Below are 19,372 nucleotides of genomic sequence, written 5' to 3' on the forward strand. Positions count from 1 at the left end.
TGGTAGGCAACCAACCATATACTGGAATGAAGGTCTTTCTCGCCGAGTACACTGTATGTAACGACCCCGACCTTGCGCCAGAAGGTGCTGCAATGCTTGATACGCTCACCGGGAGTTTTGAGCGTTGCGGCCACGAAGTTATCACGCCGGAGAGACCCGATTTCGAGGGCGAGATCCGGAGACTCGCCCCGGAATCCGATGCCGGACTGGTCATAGCACCTGACCATCTCATCTTTCGCTACACCCACCTTCTCGAGCAGTTTACCCACAACATCGGTTGCGGGAGCATGAACGCAGCGGTCTGTGCAAACAAACCGCGGACGGCAGCGATCCTTGCCAGAAACGGTATACCCGTACCCCCTCCTGCCGTCAGAGGGGGACGCAGGGTCGTCAAACCGATCATGGGCTGCGGCGCCAGGGGGGTCAGGTTAACGGAGGAGGAACCGGGCGAAGGAGAGTTTGCCGAGGATTACGTGGAGGGGGAGGCGCTGAGTGTGAGCCTGGTGGGGAGCCGGGTGACCGGGAACGTCTGTGAGTTCTACTCGGGCGCCCCTCCGCTCCCGCTCGCGATCAACCGCCAGGAGATCGCCATCAGCGACGACGGCCGGTTCCACTACATGGGAGGCGAGACCCCTGTTCACCCGGAGAGGGAGGACGAGATTCTCGGGGTCGCAATCAGGGCGATGAACGTTCTCGGATGCCAGGGGTATGCAGGAATCGACCTAATCGCCGGTGATCGGATCTACGTCCTGGACGTCAACCCGAGACCCACAACCAGCCTTGTCGGGATTGCGGCCGTCATGCAGGAGGAGATCGCCGATATCCTCATCAGAGCATCGCACGGCGAGGCCCCCGGAGAGGTGCACCTCTCCGGCAGGGTGAGGTTTGACAGGGACGGGAGGATACAGAGGCTATGATCGGGATCGATATCGGGGGAGCAAACCTCAAGATCGTCGATGACGATGGGGTGCACATCCACTACTGCCCCCTCTGGCAGGGGGCACCGCTGGCCGACCTCCTCAGAGGTTGCAGGGGTCCGGCTGCCGTGGTGATGAGCGGGGAGCTTGCCGACTGCTTCTCAAGCAAGATGGAGGGGATCCGCTGGATCGTGGAGACTGTACAGAAGGTCATCCCGGACGCCATCTTCTACGGCATCGACGCTGCCTTCCATACCCGTCCTGTCCTCGAACTTGCGGCGGCCAACTGGCTGGCCTCGGCCGATTACCTCAGAGAGGACTACCCTGACGCCGTTCTCCTCGACGTCGGGAGCACAACCGCCGATATCATACCCCTGAACCTTTTTGACGACCTGAGAGGGCTGACCGATACCCGACGGCTTCAGGAGCACTACCTCGTATACACAGGACTGCTCCGGACAAACGTCGCAACCCTCCTTCGTTCGGTCACACTCGATGGAACGGTGACCCCGGTGAGTACCGAGTACTTTGCTTCAAGCGCCGATGTCCACCTTGTGCTCGGTCATATCAGCCCCGAGGATTACACCGTCCCAGCAGCCGATTCCGGCGAGAAGACCATCGATGCGGCGCTTCGGAGGCTGGCCCGGGTTGTCTGCGCTGATCTTGACGAGATCGGTAGAGAGGGGGCGCTCGAGATCGCCCGGCAGTTCTGGGATTGCCAGCGGGCGATGATCGCATGCGCTCTGGAGCGCGTTCAATCCAGGAGCGGTGCCGGGAGAGTGATCACGGCCGGGATAGGAGCGGATTTATTTGCCCGAGAACTCGGCGGTGTCACGCTGAAAGCCGGGATCGGGGAGGCAGCGGACGCGCTGCCGGCATACGCGGTGAGGGAGGTGGCGCTCCGGTGAACCGCTGGGGACTGAGCCTGCTCCTGCTTGCTGGATCGCTTGCCATCACACTCGTAGCGCTGGCGCTGGGGTTCCCGTTCTTCTTTCTCTTCCTATTCATACCGCTGATACCGTTCTTCGGCCGGCCGACTGGCGTGAAGCGGTGTCCGGTCTGTGGCTGGGAAACCACAGGCAGCGAGCACTTCTGCCCCTACGATGGAACCCCCCTTATGGTTGAGAGCGAGGGTGGCCAGGTTCAGCAGGGAGAGCGGTAACTGTAGACCGAATAGATCCGCTGCCGGTATGTCACCAAACTCGCGAGAGGCGTAGTTACGGATCGTCCCCCGGTCGACTACTATACTCATCGCCAGGAGGTATTGCGCCACCCGGTTGAACGGCATCTGCCGGCCAAGGAGGATACAGAGGTCGACTATGGGCGAGGCAAGGCGCGTGTCAGGGTAGAAGGGGGCGTTCGCATAACAGATGGCGCCGCAGTCATGGCAGTGGAACCGTTTCACCATAACCCTGATGGTACGTCTCCCCCCGCCGTCGAGTATGACGGCAAACCTTTTTGCCCGCATATCATAGCCGGTCACCTCGCCACCACAGTATGGGCAGGCAGGCAGGTCGGTGAAGGCCACGCCGTCCATCGAGGCGAGTGCGTTCACCACCAGGTCAATAAGCATCGGTGAGATCGGCGGTCTCTTCTTCACGAAAGTAACTCTCCCATGCAGGTTATGTATGATCGGGTAGGAAGCCACCGATATTAACACCTTTCCACAGGCCCCTGCATGGGTTCCTCTGCGGCAGCACAGAGTTCATGCCCCCTCCTCAACCTGCCGGGAGGGCGTGCTGGATCACTAACCGCCGATACGGTATAATCGGGACCGCGATCCAGGAGATATTTCTAAAAAATAAGCCAGATGAAGCAGGGAATAACGCTACTGCCGGTCTTCGACCGATGAAAAAGACATTAAGTGCAATTGGGGGCAGTTTTGGTCCATGGGTCGAGGGACGCAATAGGTCAAACCCACATTTATTCATCAAAAACGCCGATGTTAATCACTATAATTAAATATCACTAACCCCGTATTTGTATGTATCCGAGGTTTTTACCATGGATCTCAAGTATGTACAGACGACATGCCCGTACTGTGGTACTGGCTGCAGTTTTAACCTCGTCGTCAGGGACGGAAAGGTTGTCGGCACACAACCTTACGACCGCACACCTGTTAACGAGGGAAAGGTATGCCCGAAGGGCACCTATGCTCACGAGTTCGTGAATAGCCCGGACCGTCTCACAAAGCCGCTCATCAAGAAGGACGGCAAGTTTGTCGAGGCGACCTGGGATGAGGCGTATGACCTGATTGTGGAGAAGTTCAAGGCCTGCAAGCCCGACGAGTTTGCGGCCCTCGCATCGGCCCGTGTCTCTAACGAAGAGAACTACCTTATGATGAAGTTTGCCCGCGGCGTCATGAAATCCCGGCACATCGACCACTGTGCCCGACTCTGCCACGCATCCACCGTCGCTGGTCTTGCGGCATCGTTTGGCTCAGGTGCGATGACCAACTCAATCCTCGACATCCCCGAGGCAAAATGCGTCTTTGTCATCGGGTCCAACACCTTTGAGCAGCACCCGCTGATCGGGCGCAAGATCGTCCAGGCCAAAAAGAACGGCGCAAAGGTGATCTACGCCGACCCACGATACACCCCCACCGCCCGACAGGCCGACCTCTACATGCCTTTCGTCTCCGGAACCGATGTTGCGATCCTGAACGGCCTGATGCAGGAGATAATCAAGAACGGCTGGGAGGATCGGGAGTTCATCGAGAAGCGCACGAAGGACTATGAGAAACTCAAGGAGGTCGTCATGAAAGAGACCTACAGCCTTGAGAACGTCTCGAAGATCTCCGGCATCCCTGTCGAGAGTCTCAAGACCGCGGCCGAGTGGCTCGGCACCAACAAGCCCGGCGCCATCCTCTACTCGATGGGCATCACCCAGCACACCGTCGGCGTCGATAACGTCCGGTCGGTTGCAAACATCCAGATGCTGCTTGGCAACCTGGGCAAGCCCGGCGGCGGCGTGAACGCGCTCCGTGGCCAGAACAACGTCCAGGGCGCCTGCGATATGGGGGCCCTGCCAAACGTCTTCACCGCATACCAGAAGGTCATCGATGAAGCCGCCCACAAGAAGTTCGCCGACGGATGGGGTTTCCCTGACGGGATCTGTGAGCCAAAGAACGGCTACGAGGTCACCGTCATGATGAACGTTCTGGTCGATAACCCGGGAGAGCTCAAGTGCATGTACATCATGGGCGAGAACCCCATGCTATCCGACCCTGATATCAACCACGTCAGAGAGGCGCTCGAGAACCTGGAGTTCCTGGTCGTCCAGGACATCTTCATGACCGAGACAGCCGAACTTGCCGATGTCATCCTCCCGGCCGCCTGCTATGCCGAGCGTGACGGCACGCAGACCAGCACCGAGAGGCGTGTCCAGCGCTGGAGGAAGGCGCAGGACCCACCGGGCGAGGCGAAGCAGGACTGGCAGATCATCTGCGAACTCGCTGCACGGATGGGCTACGCGAAGCAGTTCCCATTCCAGAGCGCGGAGGAGATCTTTAAAGAGATTGCAACCCTCACGCCTTCCTATGGCGGGATGAATTACGAGCGGCTGGAGCGGCCTGAGGCGCTGCACTGGCCCTGCCCGACCGTGGAGCACCCGGGAACCCCGATCCTGCACCGTGAGAAGTTTTCCAGTCCGGATGGGCTTGGAATCTTTGCTCCCATTGAGTGGAAACCGCCGGCGGAGGTCCCCGACGAGGAGTACCCGTTTGTGCTCACGACCGGGCGTATCCTCTGGCACTGGCACACCGGCACGATGACCCGCCGGTCTGCGACGCTTGCTAACGAGGTCCCGACGGGGTGGATCGAGATCAACACCGAGGACGCAAAGGCACTCGGTATCAAGAACGGGGAGATAGTCCGTGCGGTCACCCGCCGTGGGTCCGTCGAGGTCCCCGCAAAGGTGACAGATGACATCATGAAGGGAGTCATGTTCATGCCGTTCCACTTCAGGGAGTGCCCGGCGAACGTGCTGACAAACAACGCGCTCGATCCGATCGCAAAGATCCCGGAGTTCAAGGCCTGTGCTGTGCGGGTCGAGAAGATCACGGAGGCCTGAAGATGGCAGCAAAAGGCGATATGTTCTACGCATGGGCGGCCGACGCCGCCTGCCAGGAGAGAGGCGAGTGCGGTGGCGCGGTGACCGCTCTTCTGACGTACGCGCTCAGGTCGGGTATGGTGGATGCCGTCCTTGCCGTAAAGAGGGGGCAGGACATCTACGATGCCGTTCCAACGCTCGTCACCGATCCTGAGGAGATGGCTGAGACGGCCGGTTCGCTCCACTGCGGGACGCTCCTGCTCTCGAAACTGCTCAAGAAGTATCTTGACGGCGTCGAGAATATGCGCATCGGGATCACGGTTAAGGGTTGCGATGCGATGGGGCTCTACGAGCTTGCAAAGCGTAACCAGGTAAACCTGGACAACGTTCTGATGATCGGTGTGAACTGCGGTGGGTCTGTCAGCCCTGTGACCGCCCGGAAGATGATCCGCGAGAAGTTCGGGGTTGACCCGGACGATGTCGTCAAGGAGGAGATCGACAAGGGTCAGTTCATCATCCAGACGAAAGACGGCCAGCACAAGGGTATCTCGATGGACGAGCTCGAGGACGAGGGATACGGCCGCCGTCCGAACTGCCGTCGCTGCAAGATGAAAGTCCCGCGTCAGGCGGACCTTGCCTGCGGTAACTGGGGCGTCATTGGCGATAAGGCAGGGAAGGCGACCTTCGTTGAGGTCTGCTCTGAGAAGGGAGCAAACCTTTTCGATTCGGCTGCAAAGGCCGGGGCGATCGTCACGGAGCCTGCAAACCCGAAGGGTGTCGAGATCCGCGGCAAGGTCGAGACCTCGATGCTGAAACTCGGCGACAAGTGGCGGAACCGCTACTTCGAGGGGCTGGGCGAGGGTAAAGACCGCCTCAAGAAGATCATGGATGAGACCGGCAGGTGCATCAAGTGTTATGCGTGTATCGAGAACTGCCCGATCTGCTACTGTGTCGAGTGCAGCACGAAGAAGCCCTACCTGGTCGAACCCGGTCGGGTCCCGCCGCCGTTTATGTTCCACCTGATCCGCTACGCTCACATCGCTGACTCGTGCATCAACTGCGGCCAGTGTGAGGAGCACTGCGCGATGGACATCCCGAACTCGCTCTACATGCACGCACTGCAGGTGGAGATGGAGAAGATGTTCGGGCACACCCCCGGTGTGAACATGGAACTCCCGGTGCTCGCGCTTGTCGAGGAGAAGTCCGAGCGCGATCGGCTTGCTGCAACCGGAAGCGACCAGATCTTCGATATCTTCAAGTAAGGATCCCTTTCCAACCTTTTTTGTCCTCCACAGCACCGGCAGCGTTCCATGTCTCCTCCGCGAGGAAAAGAGGGGCGGTATGCGATCAATATGGATTCCTACGGGGATGGCTGTTATGATGCCGTATCGAAGGGGAATCGCAGATCGTGGAGGGAGGAGAAATGTCCCCTGCCCATCTCTCATCGTGTCACACAGGCACCCTCTTACCTGGATGCAGGTCCCACCCCAAACCCGTAACCCGTTCGTGGCAAGGCCCGTCAAGCCAGGGCACAGCCTGAAGGGTAACTGTCTTATACCCCGGCAACCCCGTGAAACTACTGATCAATACAATCCGGTGCAAACAGGCCGAACTGACCGCGATAGCGGGCTCCTGGAGCGGGAAAAAGGGGAATATTGTTATTCCTGTATCTTCACAGAACAGTGTGCGATAGTGCTGGAATGGTGCTCTGGTCGGTAAACCTCTCCTCATAACCGTCCGGGAACCGGACAACCGTCAGGTCAGGGGAAAAGTCGGCTCTCACCAGCGGTGCAAACCAGTAACTGTCCAGGATCTTCTGGGCCCCGGTTAGATCGATCCCGGGTGTAGAATAGGTCACCCCATCGTTGCCGGGTACGACCTTTGCGAACTTGAGAGCCGAGAAGACAGCACGATCGCTCTCCGCCGCAGTCACCGTTACGGGCACACCCGTCGCACTCTCGAGCGCAGACTTCAACTCCCGATCCGGTTCAGCGATCCTGAAAAAGACGCCGATCCGCTCGAGCCACGAGAGGGTGTACTCAAACGTGATATCCGCACTCCCATCCTCGTTCAGACTGATCTCGAGAGTGTCTGCACTGAAGGCCCCCGCCGGGGCCGCAATAAGCATCATGACCAGAAGGCAGGCGGCCAGAATCACAGGCTTCATAATTGAACCTCTATATTACCTTTTGCAACGCGAATTAACCCCGACCCTGAAGACAGGAGGCATCCTGCATCACAGGGATGTAGATATCCCTCTCCATGGGCTTAAAAGGCTGTTTCGCAACCAACCGGGATATACGATACCCATGATTATATATCTATCGCAATTGAGGGGAGGTCAGCCCCCCTTTTATCCCGGTGATTGCAACCGGGGAATTCCCGATCCGCCCCATTACTCAGGAACCGTGCGGTCTGGTGACTCCACATATCCTCTCAAAGTTCGTGCCCGGCACGCAGAGACCGATTCTACGGGGATGGGAAAGAGGGTTCAACTTTGAAGCGGTCAGATACCCTGTATCAAGCCCTCCCGGCACAGGGTTCCCCCGGGATACACCAGATCCCTCGAGGCCAGTTCGTATCAGCAGTCTTTTTATCGGATTGAGCGCAAAACTTCTGAACTGTGCGCCGGGTAGAGAGTGAAGATCAGGCTTTTACCGGAGCGGAAGCGGCAATCGTTCTGATCGCCATCGTCGTCGTCGCATCTGTTTTTGCATACGTCGTTCTCGGTGCGGGCATGGCCACATCGCAGAAGAGCCAGCAGACTATGTACGCCGCTCTAGGTGAGGCTGCCTCAGGGCTGCGCACTGGAGATTCTGTCATCGTCAAACTGGACAATGACCGTGGTTATGTCAGGTTTGTCGAGTTCGATCTTGAGACTCTGGCCGATATCGCCCCAATCGATCCAGGAAGACTGACATTCACCATCGCCACAAAGGACAGACTGGTCACGATTCCTCCAGGCGATCCCCGTGCAACCATAACCTGGCGCTACCGAAGAGACGACGGAGACCTCCTTGAGGCAGGAGAGGTTATCGCGGTGAGACTGAACGCGGTTGATGCGATCATCGCCAGGGGTGATACATTCAGCATCGAGATAACCGCCCGGGATGGAGCGAGCGTTTCCCTGGCCCGGAGAGTTCCAGCAGGTGCTGAGAAGAATGTCTACCTCGAACTCTTCTGAGGCTGGATTCACAGGGCTGGAGGCAGCGATAGTGCTCATGGCGTTTGTCGTCGTTGCAGCAACCTTTGCTCACGTCGTCCTGGGAACGGGCTTCCTCTTTGCCGGCGAGAGCCAGTCCATCGTCCACCAGAGCGTCGGGCAGGCGGGGTCGGGCCTCATTCTGGCAACTTCTATCCACGGTATCAGCAGCAGTCCAGGGAGGATCGATACCATCGTCATCCCCGTAAGCCTCACCGCAGGTTCGGAACCGATCGATATCAATACAGTCTCGATCCGCCTTGTTGGCTCTGCGCACATAGAAGAGATCTACAGGAACAACCCCCTGGTCGGTGCTTTCCCAGAAGACGGGCACTGGAGCGTCATGGAGCGGATCAACAGCGACGACGACCATCTCCTGGAGCCCGGAGAGCGCTACATTCTCTACATAAGACCGATGAACCGCGTTGACTGTAGACCCTACCGGACGTTTGCTCTCGAGATCAAACCGGCCGGCAGGGTGGCGCTCCGGGTCGAGCGGACCGTTCCTGGCAGCATCACCCCTCTAACCCGTCTCGAATAAGGGCACCGCGCTGGTGGTAGGAGATCCCGATGACCCCGGCCGTTGCAACCGCTGCCAGCAGGAGGTAGTCCACAGACCCCGCTCCGACCATCAGGACGCTCTCAGGGCTGCCTGCGGCAAAGAGAACGAGTGATAGGATGGCAAGGAGTCCAAGAAGTATGGTGGAGGCACGGATGATTGCACCGGAGAGGCGGGATAGCCCACGCGTGGCTGCAAGGACTATACCTGCCGATGCTGCCAGGAATACCCATTCCGAGAGCGAAGATACCTCTGCCATGAAGGCGCCGCCAAAGTAGTTAATGTATTCCTGCGGCTCGTAGGGCCCAAGCAGCGGGAAGTACCAGGTGACGGGCATCGCCCACATCGCATCCAGGACCTGGTGCGAGAGCACGCCCGCGGCGACCGCCAGGGTCGCGAACGAGTCCCTTCTCCGGTAACTGGTGAGACCTGCCACGATAAGGATGAAAACGAAGAGCAACCCGTGCCCGAAGAGACGACCGGAGTCCAGGGTCTCTGCAAAGAGGATGTGACCAATCGGTTTATCGAGGAGGTCGGGGATTACAGCCCCGAGAGCAGAGAACCCGATGAGTCGCCGCTCGCCCGTGCGACCGGCAAGCACAAGCCCCAGCAGAATGCCGAAAAACAGGTGGCAGGCAAGGAACATCTCTAATTAATGTGCCTCCGCCGGTTTATAATCCCTGCCGGCCTGTGCGGCCACAAAAACGATTAACACATACCAAAGCGATACCATACCACTCCCATGGAACCGGCTTTGAGATCCGAGATCCTGATCCTCTTTCTCTCCTTCCTGATCGGCAGCACGGCGGGGTGGTGGGTCCGTATCCACTGTAGTGGCGCCACGCCTGCCGTTGCGGTGACGCTTGCCGGCACAGTTGCCGCCTACCTCATCATAACCGGCATCCTCCGGGCTAACCGGCATAGAAGGGACACTCCTTGAGGAGGCACTCGCGATTGATATCGCTGAACTCGCATCGCACCGCCCCCTCCACCGGGAGGGCCAGACCGAACCGTTCCTCAAGGAAGGTGACCGCAGTGCGTATCGCAAGCCAGGAATCGCGTTTGCAGCACCTGGGCCCGCCGTGCCGGGCGATCGCCATCAGACTGCGGGCTGTCATCTGGTTTGATAGCGACCACTCCTGCTTCTTCAAGGGAGTTGACCCCGTGATCAGGCTGACAAAGATGCCCGTCCCGATCGCCGCCCCACAGGTGCCGTGAGTCCCGCAAAAACCACCCGGAACCCTGCTGGCTCTCTCACGGGCACGGGCGAGGAGCTCGACCTTCCTCCCAGGTTCACCGCGGTGGTTGCAGTAAGCGGCGATGAGAGACGCTGGCACGAGAAAATGGTGCTCCGGGCCGTGCATCCTGACCGCCGGGTTCCTCATCAGTATACAGGCGATGGCGATCGGGTCCTCAAGTTCGGTTGTGAGACAGAACTGCTCGATCAGGTCGACCGCTTCAAGGCCATGACAGCGGTCGCAGACAAAGTGCCCGGCCTCGCAGGCGGCGGTGGTGCTCAGCACCTCGCCACAGATGGCGCATGCAAGGTCGCGGGACTCCTCGCTGTATAAGATCTCACGACCGCAGATCAGGCATCCGGTCCTCTGCTCCATGAGAGTATGGTTGCGTCACCGCCCTCAATAAGCATACGGCCCTGGAGAGAGTCAGAGGCCGGGGGTGGAGGATCCCTGGACGGTGCCGGGTACGGCCACCTTCTTCTCCAGTATGTTTACGGCGACGGTTGTGATCGAGACCAGAATCAGGTAGACGATACCGACGGCCGCAAACGACTCGGTGTAGAGGAAGTACTTTGTTGCCACCTTTTTTCCTGCCCCGGCAAGCTCGATCACCGTGAGCATGTAGGCAAGCGAGGAGTACTTGATCAGGTATATGAACTCGTTTGAGAGGCCCGGTATCGCCCGGCGGAGCGCCTGTGGGAGTATGACGTTCCGGATCGCCTGCCATCTTGTCATCCCGAGCGCCTGGGCGGCGACCATCTGGCCGTCCTTGATCGATATAAGAGCGCTCCGAAGATACTCGGCATTATACGCGGCGTTGCAGAGGATGAACCCTACAACCGATGCCGTGAACGCAGTGAGAGTGATTCCGAACGACGGAAGCCCGAAGTAAAGAATGAACAGAAGGAGGAGGAGCGGCGTGCCTTTGATCAGGAAGACATACGTCCTGCAGAGCCAGGATATGGCCCTGTTGCCATACTGTCTTCCCACCGCGACCACGATCCCGAGGCCAAGTCCGACCGGCGCCGAGCATGCGATCAATTGCAGGGTTACAATCAGCCCCTGCATCAATGCAGGGAGGAGGATATCAAAGATAAATACCGCCTGATCCATCCTCTTCCTCAACCCTCCGTCCGGGAATCAAGTCGCCCTACAAAGTCCTTCATCCTGGAGAACCGGGGGTCGTACAGGAGCTGATCAGGCGGCCCGCGTTCGGCGATAACACCGTTCTCCATGAACAGGATCTCGTTTGCAACGGAGCAGGCAAACCCCATCTCGTGGGTGACAACGATCATCGTCATCCCCTCACGGGCAAGTTTCCGCATGACCTCCAGCACCTCCCGGGTTAACTCCGGGTCGAGCGCCGAGGTCGGTTCGTCGAAGAGGATGACATCAGGGTCCATGGCGAGCGCCCGGGCGATGGAGACCCGCTGGGCCTGACCGCCGGAGAGTTCCGCGGGGTAATGGTCAGCCCACTCCTCCATCCCGACCTGCCGGAGTTCATACAGGGCTTTCTCCCGGGCTTCCGCCTTGTTCATCCCCCGGACCTTGATCAGCGCCAGTTCGACATTCTTGAGCGCAGTGAGATGGTCGAAGAGGAAGAAGTTCTGAAAGACCATCCCGATCTTCTGCCGGAAGTAGTTGATCCGGTGTCCAGAGTTCGTGACCTCCTCGCCATCAAGCCAGACCCTGCCACGGTCAGGAGGCGTCAGCTGGTTGATGCACCGCAGAAGCGTGCTCTTCCCGGTCCCTGATGGGCCGATGATGACCTTGGTCTCGCCCCGCCGGACATCAAACGAGACCCCCCGCAGCACCTCCCTGTCGCCAAAAGACTTGTGGATCTCCTCGACCTTCAACACTATCTCGTTCTCGCTCATGTTTCTACACCGCCCCAGCTCCAAATCCGGGTATTGCCACCCTCTCCTCCAGGGCGTGGAGGAGTTTTAAGCCACCGTAGTTCAGGACGATGAAGATCGCCGCTGCAGTCAGGTATATCGGCATCGTTATGTGTGTCTGGACGACAATCCTGGAGGTGATTGTGAGCAGTTCAACGACCCCGATCGCGTAACAGACCGCTGAATCGGTCAGGATGTTTGGGTACTCGTTTGACCAGGCGGGTAGGGCGATGCGCAGCGCCTGGGGAAGAATGACCGAACGGATGGCCGCAAACCTGCTCATACCGAGTGATCGGGCCGCGATCATCTGCCCTTCGCCGACCGACTGAATGGATCCGCGGAAGATCTGGGACTGGTATGCCGCACCACGCAGGCCCAGGACAACAGCGCCGACGACGAACGCCGAGAGGTGACCCAACCCGGTCGCCGGGAAGATACCGAACCAGAAGAGGAAAAGCAGGACCAGGATCGGGAGACCCCGGAAGAACCAGACGTAGACCCCGATTATCCAGCGCACCGGCCTGGAGCCATAGACCTGGCCGAGCGCCATGGGCAGCCCGAGGAGAACGCCGAGGGCAAGGGCGATCAGGACAAGGCCAAGGGTAGATGCCACGCCCCTGAGAATATATGGTGACCAGTCGATCAGAATCGGCAGAACGTCCATTCGGCTATCCCTGAATCACTGCATGACACCACCTCTCCGGCCGGGAGAGATGTGCCTGGAATTCCATGCATAAATCTGATGGAGATCCACTTAAACGTTGTCAATTCAGGCCGGATTGAGCCTGATATCCAGGCGTGGGTGAAGGGGGCGGAACGAGAAGACCCCACCCAACAGGTGCGGGGTGGTTAACTCGCACATAGCCCCCATTAGCCGCTCTTCGTGCCGTAAGACGGGGGACCCCCGGGAAAAATGGGTCAACCTTGCCGGTGTCAGGATTACACATCGACAGGGGGCACTTCCACCGGACTCCCCTCTGCGCCCTCCGGGAGGATTATCCAGAGCAGGATGTAGATGATAAGCCCTGCAATAAACCCGGTGAGCACGGTGAAGACTATGTAGACGGCGCGGATTATGTTCGGGTCGATATCCAGGTATCCTCCAATACCTCCGCATACGCCGGCGATCCATCGGTCGGTCCTTGAACGGGTCAGCCTCTTCATGTTCTCTCCGGAGATATCTCTTATCCCTAACCTTTAAAAAGGTGTTTCCCACTCGCCGGGATTTGTATCACCCGAAACTGTCATCTCACGAGCGAACGTCTTTCGCAGATGAGCCCTTCGCCCCCGGGAAGCGGGCGTCTCACCGGGACGCTGGAAATGCGCCTCCCGGAGAGAGTATCTATAGAGAATCGCACCTCCGGGGGAGGGGCTGACGGGGAGGGGGATGGAACGGTGAAATGGTATATTACTCACAGATCACCACCACCTCCAGGCGCGTTCCGCGCCTCCTCCGCCCCCTTCCCGGGGGGCGGGCAGTTATCGGCGATAGACCCGGATGACCGTGCCAGGGGAGCGTTAGCGAGACGATCCGGGGGGATACCTTCCCGGACACTGTACCGATAGAGAATCGCCGCCCGGAAACGCAACCTGAAGGAACCGGTTTGACAACTTCTTATGCAAACCAGCGATCCCCGCCCGGAACACAGATATCGCAACCTCCGCAGGCCGGGTCGAGTCGCTCACCAAAATAGTCCAGGAGAAACCTCCTCCGGCATGTTCCGGTGGTGCAGTAATCCACCATACTCTGGAGTTTCGAGCGTGCAGCCTCGCGCTGGAGCCCGGAGGCCAGGTCGCGGTCGATGAGCGACCTGAGGCGGCGAGCATCCCCTTCATCGTAGAAGAGGATACAATCACCTGGCCTGCCGTCCCTCCCGGCCCGGCCGCTCTCCTGGTAATAGGCCTCAAGCGTCTCAGGGATATCGTAGTGGACGACAAACCGCACATCCGGCCTGTCTATACCCATCCCAAACGCGCTTGTCGCGCAGATGACCAGCGCCTCTCCACTGGCGAACCTATCATGCGTCTCTGCACGGGCGGACGCCTTCATCCCGGCGTGATACGGTTCCGCCGGGACACCGTCGGCACGGAGACTGGCCGCAAGTTCACGCGCCCCCTCACGTGTTGCCAGGTACACTATCCCGCTCTCCCCCCGCCGCATAAGCAGGTAGTCGCGGAGCCGTCTGTAGGCATCCTCACCTTTCCGGACGACAACGTAACGGAGGTTCTCACGGTTGAAACTCCCGACATAGACAGCGGGGTCTGCCAGGTTGAGCTGGCGCACGATGTCTTCCCTGACATCCGGCGTTGCGGTCGCCGTCAGGGCGACCATAGGCACGGAGGGGAACCTTTCTTTGAGGACAGCGAGAGCCCGATACTCCGGGCGGAACTGGTGGCCCCACATCGAGATACAGTGCGCCTCGTCGACCGCGATCAGGTTGAGGGGTAGAGATGCGATGGTCTCAAGAAAATCATCGCTGACCGCTCTCTCCGGCGATACGTAGAGTATCTGGACAAGTCCCTCCTCAAGTTCGGCAAGCGTCCGCCGCCTGGCCGCATAGGTGCCCGAGGAGTTCAGGGTTGCAGCGCCGATCCCCTTCGCCTGCAGGTCGTCGACCTGGTCTTTCATCAGGGCGATGAGGGGGGAGACCACCAGGGTTACCCCATCGCCGAGAAGTGCGGGGACCTGGTAGCAGAGCGATTTCCCGCCCCCGGTCGCAAGAACCGCCAGGACGTCGCGACCCGCAAGGAGATCCTGGATGATCTCGCGCTGGCATGGGTAAAACGCCGTATACCCGAAGTAGCGTTCCAGGAATAGGTGCAGCCGATCCATCATTCCATGCATGGGCGCCCGACAGGCATAGGATCTTCCCCGGGAGACACTGCGAGAGGGTTTTGAAAGAACCCTCAACCGGAGACCTCGTCCCAGAACCCGGTTATGCTGGAGAAGATCCGATCCCGGAGTTCAACGAGCCTCTCCTGCTCGATCTCGCCGCCATCACTCTCGTAGAGGGCACGGTTGACCTCGATCTGAACCCAGGGGACGCGCGTCCGCCGGTGGTGTGCAAGCGCTATAAACCCGCCCCGAAACGGATCGTTCATCGCAACCCTTCCCTCTCCCGCAAACTCTTCCTCAAACGAGCGGGCTAGCGCCTGAAGCCATGCCGGAGAGCAGGTCACAGGGCGGTTCTTCGCCACCGGCCTCCCGTTCCGGTCGCCAAGGTTGCCAAGGCAGATGATCGGGCGTTCACGCCCGGCGTCCCGCTGGACCGGCGGCGATCTCGGGAGCATGCTGTGACAGTCAAAAGCAATCCCGATCGGGTGGTTATCGAGCGCCCCGGCCAGTCGTGCGTGAAAAGGGTGGTAATAGTTCTTCAGGAGGGCAGAAACCACCTCCCTGCCGGGCGACTGGCCGTTCCGGAAGACCGGCATCCCCTCCTGGGTGATTACCTTGACAATTCCGTCCTGACTCCGCGGCGGGTAGGCGTAAGGTGGACGGTTGGTGTCGACGAAGATCCGGGATATCTCAAAATCGATCACCGCCTCGACGGAGTCGTCAAACCCGTAGAGGAAACGCGTCCCGGGATCGCTATTGTAGACTATCTCCTTCTGGCCGAGGTTGACAAGACCACGGACCTCCGGCGGAACGCTGGTGCCCCCATGGGGGATCGAGATAAGGAAAGGGTACCGGTTGATCATCTACCCTGCATCGATCCTATTGGTTGTCCGTCACAAAAGCGCAGCGGTCGGGAGGGGGAGAGAGGAAAGGCCGTTCCTCACATGTCCTGCCCGTTCTCGAGCGCAGAGTTAAAGCACGCCACCGCATCGGCAAACCGCCCCAGGCGGTCGAGCGCCAGGCCTTTGAGGTACCAAGCCCGGGCCTGATGCGGGTCTGTCTCAAGAACCTTATCGTAGCAGGCGAGAGCCTGATGGGGTTTACCCAGGCGATCGAGGGCGATACCCCTGGAGAGCCAGAGATGGACGCCGCCACCCCCGAGGTCGATCGCCCGGGAGAAAGCCCTGACGGCATCCCCGTGCCGCCCCACTACACCCATGAGACCCCCGGCAGCCGCCCAGACGGCCGCGTTCTCCGGGTCGATCTCGAGCGCTTTTTCGTAGGTTGCAAGAGCGTCGTCATACCTTCCGGCCTTCTCAAGCACCGCCCCCCGCATGAAGAGCGCGGCCGGGTTCTCCTCCTGGATGGCAATGATCCGGTCAATCGACCTGACCGCCTCGCCGTAGCGCCCGAGATGGACCAGGAGAGAGGCACGGGCATAAAGCGTCTCGATGCTGGCAGGTTCCCTCTCCAGCAACTCCGTGTAGACCGAAAGGGCGTCCTGGTATCTGCCGGCCTTCTCGTGAGCCTCGCCGAGTCGGCGCAGGCTGAGAAGGTCTTCCGGATCGGCAGCGGTCACCTTCTCGAAACATTCCACCGCCCCGGCATACCGACCCAGCCACATCAGGATCTCCCCCCGCCGTTGCAGGGCGGCCATGTTCCCGGGGTTCGCCTCGATGATCTTTTCGGAACACTGAAGGGCCTCTTCATACCTGCCCATGTGCATAAGAGCGCTCTCCAGGGCATACCACGCCCCGGTATCGTTCTCGTCTTTCTGGAGCACAAGCGCATACTGCCTGATCGCGTCCTCAAACCTGCCGCTGCGCTCAAGCGTCATCCCAAACGACATCCTGGCGTCCCGGTCTTCGGGCGCAAGGCCAAGGTAACGCTCGTAGGCCTTTGCCGCCTCCTCGTGCTGCCCGATGGCCTCGAAGACCCCGGCCCTGATACGGGCGGCCGCGAGATTTGAGGGGTCGAAAGCGAGCACCCTCTCGCAGCACTCGATCGCCTCCCGATACCTGCCGAGATTGGCAAGTGTGGAGGCAAACGCGAAAACGACAGCGATATCGTCCGGCCGTTCCCGGACAACCGTGGCGTAACATTCCGCAGCTCCGGAGTAGCGTCCCAACCTCTCCAGGGCCTGCCCCTTGCTGTACAGGGCAAAGAGATCCCCGGGCCTGGCTTTCGCGGCCTTCCCAAACCACCTGGCGGCCTCCTCGTAGCGACCGAGCGCGGAGAGAACGAACCCCAGGTTCACCTGGTATCCCGCGGCCTCGGGTTCGGCGGCAAGAAGCGTCTCATAACACTCGACCGCCCCGGCGTAGCGGCCGAGAGCCTCCAGGAGCCTGGCTTTCAAAAGGAGCGCTCCGGCATCGGACTCCTCCACGCGGTCAACAGATTCAAGCGCCTCCTGGTAGCGCCCCTGGCAGAAGAGCGCCATACCGTGCCCGAACAGAGCCGCCCGGTTCCCGGGGTCAGATTCCAGCACTGCCTCATAACACCCGGCAGCTTCCGCGTAGCGGGAGAGATGCATGAGCGCCTCTCCCCTGCCCATCTCCGCCACCGGGTCGTGGGGGCATCTCTCAAGGAAGGTATCGAAAGCCTCGACCGCCCCGGCATACCGCGCAAGGTGCAGCAAGATCTCGCCTCTGCGGCAGATGTCCCGTGGGTCGTCAGCCCCGTCCAGGTGCGCAAGCGCCTCGTCATACCTTCCCTGATTGGCGAGCGCTTCTGCCAGCATCGACCGGACGGCGGTGTTGCCGGGCTCCATCTCAAGAACAGTCTTCAGGCAGCGGACAGCCTCGTCGTACCTGCCGAGATGGAGGAGCGCGATGCCGTTCTGCTCCAGGACGGGGATGTTATCGGGATCTGACTCGATGACGTAGTCGAACTCTTCTTCTGCCTCTGCGTAGCGTCCGAGGCGCAGCAGGGCCGTCCCCCGGCAGGTGTGGACAAACCTGGCCGGTGCATCGAACTTCATGGGGATGCTCTTTCGGTTCGCGGCCAGGTCGTCACGCTCAAAGAGCGCAAGGTCGGCACCTCCCCGGATCAACCTCATCCCGGCAGACGCCTGGCCTTCAAGCACGCGGTCAAACGACTGTAGAGCCTCCTCGTAGCGGGAGAGGTGCATGAGCGCCATACTGCGAGCATACCATACCTGAACCAGGTTCTGGTCGTGCTTGAGGATCTGGTCAAAGTTCTTGAGCGCACGGTCATGGCGGCCAAGCGCCTCGCAGGCCAGCCCCATGGCGTAACGGGCCGCGATATGGTCCGGATCGGCTATGGTGACCTTCTCAAAGCACTCGATCGCTTCTGCCGGTCTTCCCGCGCGGAGGAGGAGCAACCCGCGTTGATACCAGGCGGTGACGTTCCCGGAGTCGAGGGCCAGGATCTCTTCCCAGCACCCGGCGGCATCCTGGAATAGACCCAGGTACTCGAGCGCCCGTGCTTTGCCGTAGAGTGCGTCGAGTTTATGCTGCCCGGTTTTGAGCAGACGGTCAAAAGTCTCCACTGCGCTGTTGTAATCTCCCATGGCAAGGTACGCGTTCCCCGCCCGCACCAGAGCGCCGATGCGGTCTGGGTTCGACCGGTAGACCTTCCAGAAGGAGAGCGCCGCCTCCCGGTAATTCCCGGCCCGCTCAAGCATCGTCCCATACTTCTCGCGCAGGAGAACGTCTTCGGGGTTTGCATCCAGCGCCTCTGCGTATGCTGCTGCCGCATCGGCATACCGACCCAGCCTCTCAAGCATCTCTGCATGCCAGTATGCTGCGTCGGCGTCTCCAGGGTTCTCCTCGCGGATCTGTGCAAAGCAGGTGGCCGCATCCTCATACTCGCCGGTGCGGGCGAGGAGATGCCCGAGCGTTCGCAGCGTCCCGGTATCGTCCGGTGATACCTCGATAACCCTTCGAAGCCAGTCCGCGGCCTCGGTCTCTCTGCCAAGACAGGCGAGCGCCTGACCCATCATCTGCCAGACCAGGCGGTTCTCTGGCTCGGTCCTGAGCGCCTTCTCAAAACTTTTTACCGCCTCGCCGTAGTTCCCGGCCTCGAACTGAGAGAGGCCCTGTTTTACCGCGGGGTTTGCACCCTTCCCGGGACCAAGGATATTACCGAAGAGATCCATCAGGCATCATCTGCTGCTCTATGTTTTGCATGGTGAGTATTCACAACTTCGCATCACCCACCGGCCGCGATTGGAACTCATCAAACCAGTTCCTTCGGGCGGTGCCATGGTTCACTGAGCGCCATGCAGGGGCGGATTTTTGGGGATCTGCACAGGCGAAGACCGCCCCCCCATCCGGGGCGGGGTTTTGCAATGAGACTGTCATTTCAACGAGACGCGAGAGACCGGGGACTCTTTATCGGTGAACCGCCTGGAACGTGTTTTTCGTCGGTTCCAGGGTAGAGCGGCTGAGATCTAACCTGAGTCCCCACCGCCAATCGCCACGCAGTGCCCGCCGGGGGGAGGGGGCAGGGGGAGACCCTGTCGGGTGGCCGGGTGGTGGTCTCCTCAGGGGAGGGGGTGCCAGGGTATCCACAGTCGGTCTGGTGGCCGTGATTTGAGGGACTCCGCTATGAGGGTGGTTCACTACATTGGTGGTGGATGCCTCTTGAAAAAAAACACATGATGCCCTTCAGGGCTACAGGCATACCGGATTAAAATCGGGGGTCATTTTCA

The 19,372-nt window shown here is 59.9% G+C and carries 18 protein-coding genes; 7 read left to right on the forward strand and 11 right to left on the reverse strand.

Going from position 1 to position 19,372, the window contains the following annotated elements; all coding sequences use genetic code 11:
* Positions 1–26: 26 nt before the first annotated feature.
* Positions 27–917 (forward strand): ATP-grasp domain-containing protein, encoded by an 891-nt coding sequence (locus tag QMC91_RS06490; RefSeq protein ID WP_300236932.1) that lies wholly within the window; start codon positions 27–29, stop codon positions 915–917.
* On the forward strand, positions 914–1,825 hold the full coding sequence (locus tag QMC91_RS06495) for a hydantoinase/oxoprolinase family protein (RefSeq protein WP_300236933.1): 912 nt from the start codon (positions 914–916) through the stop codon (positions 1,823–1,825). The genes QMC91_RS06490 and QMC91_RS06495 overlap by 4 nt, the downstream gene beginning before the upstream one ends.
* Positions 1,826–1,917: 92 nt before the next feature.
* On the opposite strand, the gene QMC91_RS06500 is transcribed toward QMC91_RS06495, so the two are convergent.
* Positions 1,918–2,517: a hypothetical protein gene (locus QMC91_RS06500; RefSeq protein WP_300236935.1), complete on the reverse strand. Its 600-nt coding sequence runs from the start codon at positions 2,515–2,517 to the stop codon at positions 1,918–1,920.
* Between the two features lie 404 nt (positions 2,518–2,921).
* Between QMC91_RS06500 and fdhF the strand changes: the two genes are divergently transcribed.
* Together fdhF and QMC91_RS06510 are read left to right on the forward strand one after the other, a co-directional pair.
* Complete coding sequence (gene fdhF, locus QMC91_RS06505; RefSeq protein ID WP_300236936.1) at positions 2,922–4,988, forward strand: formate dehydrogenase subunit alpha; 2,067 nt, start codon at positions 2,922–2,924, stop codon at positions 4,986–4,988.
* 2 nt (positions 4,989–4,990) lie between these two features.
* Positions 4,991–6,229, forward strand: coding sequence for a Coenzyme F420 hydrogenase/dehydrogenase, beta subunit C-terminal domain (locus tag QMC91_RS06510; RefSeq protein WP_300236937.1), 1,239 nt, complete (start codon positions 4,991–4,993; stop codon positions 6,227–6,229).
* Positions 6,230–6,639: 410 nt separating this feature from the next.
* On the opposite strand, the gene QMC91_RS06515 is transcribed toward QMC91_RS06510, so the two are convergent.
* Positions 6,640–7,134, reverse strand: a complete 495-nt coding sequence (locus tag QMC91_RS06515) for a hypothetical protein (protein WP_300236939.1) — start codon at positions 7,132–7,134, stop codon at positions 6,640–6,642.
* Between the two features lie 456 nt (positions 7,135–7,590).
* On the opposite strand from QMC91_RS06515, the gene QMC91_RS06520 reads away from it, so the two are divergent.
* Both QMC91_RS06520 and QMC91_RS06525 read left to right on the forward strand, forming a co-directional pair.
* Positions 7,591–8,151 (forward strand): archaellin/type IV pilin N-terminal domain-containing protein, encoded by a 561-nt coding sequence (locus tag QMC91_RS06520; protein ID WP_300236941.1) that lies wholly within the window; start codon positions 7,591–7,593, stop codon positions 8,149–8,151.
* Entirely contained in the window at positions 8,129–8,710 is a 582-nt protein-coding gene (locus tag QMC91_RS06525; RefSeq protein WP_300236942.1) for a flagellin, read from the forward strand. The genes QMC91_RS06520 and QMC91_RS06525 overlap by 23 nt, the downstream gene beginning before the upstream one ends.
* Here QMC91_RS06525 and QMC91_RS06530 read toward each other — a convergent pair.
* On the reverse strand, positions 8,685–9,374 hold the full coding sequence (locus QMC91_RS06530) for a metal-dependent hydrolase (protein WP_300236943.1): 690 nt from the start codon (positions 9,372–9,374) through the stop codon (positions 8,685–8,687). The two genes, QMC91_RS06525 and QMC91_RS06530, sit on opposite strands and share 26 nt — an antisense overlap.
* A gap of 96 nt (positions 9,375–9,470) precedes the next feature.
* Here QMC91_RS06530 and QMC91_RS06535 point away from each other — a divergent pair, with 96 nt between their 5' ends.
* Complete coding sequence (locus tag QMC91_RS06535; protein ID WP_300236944.1) at positions 9,471–9,668, forward strand: hypothetical protein; 198 nt, start codon at positions 9,471–9,473, stop codon at positions 9,666–9,668.
* Here QMC91_RS06535 and QMC91_RS06540 read toward each other — a convergent pair.
* The 8 genes from QMC91_RS06540 to QMC91_RS06575 form a co-directional block, all read right to left on the reverse strand.
* Positions 9,640–10,341: a DUF5714 domain-containing protein gene (locus tag QMC91_RS06540; RefSeq protein ID WP_300236946.1), complete on the reverse strand. Its 702-nt coding sequence runs from the start codon at positions 10,339–10,341 to the stop codon at positions 9,640–9,642. The genes QMC91_RS06535 and QMC91_RS06540 overlap by 29 nt on opposite strands.
* A gap of 51 nt (positions 10,342–10,392) precedes the next feature.
* Positions 10,393–11,079, reverse strand: a complete 687-nt coding sequence (locus QMC91_RS06545) for an amino acid ABC transporter permease (protein ID WP_300236947.1) — start codon at positions 11,077–11,079, stop codon at positions 10,393–10,395.
* Positions 11,080–11,087: 8 nt separating this feature from the next.
* Entirely contained in the window at positions 11,088–11,843 is a 756-nt protein-coding gene (locus QMC91_RS06550; protein WP_300236949.1) for an amino acid ABC transporter ATP-binding protein, read from the reverse strand.
* Between the two features lie 4 nt (positions 11,844–11,847).
* Complete coding sequence (locus QMC91_RS06555; RefSeq protein ID WP_300236951.1) at positions 11,848–12,525, reverse strand: amino acid ABC transporter permease; 678 nt, start codon at positions 12,523–12,525, stop codon at positions 11,848–11,850.
* A gap of 275 nt (positions 12,526–12,800) precedes the next feature.
* Positions 12,801–13,025 carry a PspC domain-containing protein gene (locus QMC91_RS06560; protein WP_300236953.1) on the reverse strand — a complete coding sequence of 75 codons (225 nt, stop codon included), beginning with the start codon at positions 13,023–13,025 and terminating at the stop codon, positions 12,801–12,803.
* Positions 13,026–13,476: 451 nt separating this feature from the next.
* Positions 13,477–14,697 carry an ATP-dependent DNA helicase RecQ gene (locus QMC91_RS06565; RefSeq protein WP_300236955.1) on the reverse strand — a complete coding sequence of 407 codons (1,221 nt, stop codon included), beginning with the start codon at positions 14,695–14,697 and terminating at the stop codon, positions 13,477–13,479.
* A 71-nt stretch (positions 14,698–14,768) separates the two neighbouring features.
* On the reverse strand, positions 14,769–15,560 hold the full coding sequence (locus QMC91_RS06570; RefSeq protein WP_300236957.1) for an N-formylglutamate amidohydrolase: 792 nt from the start codon (positions 15,558–15,560) through the stop codon (positions 14,769–14,771).
* 77 nt (positions 15,561–15,637) lie between these two features.
* Complete coding sequence (locus QMC91_RS06575; protein WP_300236958.1) at positions 15,638–18,817, reverse strand: tetratricopeptide repeat protein; 3,180 nt, start codon at positions 18,815–18,817, stop codon at positions 15,638–15,640.
* Positions 18,818–19,372: the final 555 nt, after the last annotated feature.

The organism is Methanoculleus sp. (genome assembly GCF_030019085.1).
Lineage (GTDB): Archaea > Halobacteriota > Methanomicrobia > Methanomicrobiales > Methanoculleaceae > Methanoculleus.